This window comes from Vibrio sp. 1249-1, from assembly GCF_033340495.1.
This window is the reverse complement of sequence record NZ_JAWOWJ010000621.1, coordinates 1-665: the sequence shown is the minus strand read 5'-3', so window position 1 is coordinate 665 and position 665 is coordinate 1. Positions and strand designations below refer to the sequence as shown.

Genomic DNA, 665 nt, shown 5'->3' with positions numbered 1-665 from the left:
TTTTCGCCGGGCATTATGGCATGCAAAAGAGATTGACGTTAAATGTCTGTTAATTTGTTTGAGAGCGAGATCGATTGCGAACCTTGTTTTACTTAGACTTAAAGCTAGCCATCAAGCGCCCTCTAGTTGTGGCTTACGATTTTGTAACATTTTGTGAGATGATTTTAAACGCCTGGTTCAAACGTTTCATTTCTTCTTCACTTCCACGAGTATCTGGATGATAGAGTTTTGAAAGTTGTCGATAGCGGAGTTTCACTGCTTGGTTATCAGGAATGGTTTGTGGTGTGTAACCAAACATCGCGCAGGCAACCGCAACTTTATGATTGTCGGATTGGCTGCGAGTCTTTTTAAACTCTTTGAATACTTTCTCCAACTGACGCTTCAATTGTTTATTCGTGAACTCTAACTCTTTTACTTTTGCATTAAGTTGCTGAGTTTGGTTTGCCTCTTGGGAAGACTGTGCGGCCAAGGCTCGTTGCTGCTTTCTTAGAACTACGCATCCACCGAAGCCTGCTAGAGCGATCACCAATCCACCAATAGCCAACCACATAATCGTGCCATTATCAGACGTTACGGTTGATTGTGGAGCGACAGGCTGCTCTTCTTTTGTCGCTTCTTTATCTAATTCCACAATTTCGGAGACTTGCTTTGCAGGCAATTGATTG

General features: G+C 42.7%; 1 pseudogene. It reads right to left on the bottom strand.

From position 1 onward, the window contains the following. Positions 1 to 133 precede the first annotated feature (133 nt). Positions 134 to 665 (bottom strand): annotated as a pseudogene (locus R7Z50_RS27995) (J domain-containing protein); the annotation flags it as partial.